The sequence below is a fragment of the Oceanobacillus saliphilus genome (assembly GCF_023522835.1).
Lineage (GTDB): Bacteria > Bacillota > Bacilli > Bacillales > Amphibacillaceae > Oceanobacillus > Oceanobacillus saliphilus.
In genome coordinates, this window is the sequence record NZ_JALCZU010000251.1 from 1 (window position 1) to 254 (window position 254).

Below are 254 nucleotides of genomic sequence, written 5' to 3' on the forward strand. Positions count from 1 at the left end.
GTTTCTCTTCCAGCTCAGCGGTGATATCCCCAAGTCTTGTCACAAGGGAGGAAGCCTGGGACGAGCTTCCACCTAGCTTCCTGGTCCAAACGCTGGTAATGGCTTTGAGATCTGGCTTAGGCACAACTGATGGCTTTGGGGGTTTTGCTGGGAGCCTTGCCGGCTTCTTGGGCTTCAGAGGGACTGCCTGACTGGAGAGAGACACATCCTGATTCATGTATTCGGCTGCTGGGGAGTCTTCAATGGGAGTCACG

The 254-nt window shown here is 54.7% G+C and carries 1 protein-coding gene; it reads right to left on the minus strand.

What is annotated here, in order from left to right; all coding sequences use genetic code 11:
• Nucleotides 1-217: hypothetical protein (locus MN204_RS21945; RefSeq protein WP_249872997.1), on the minus strand; the 217-nt coding region annotated here is incomplete at its 3' end.
• Nucleotides 218-254 lie beyond the last annotated feature (37 nt).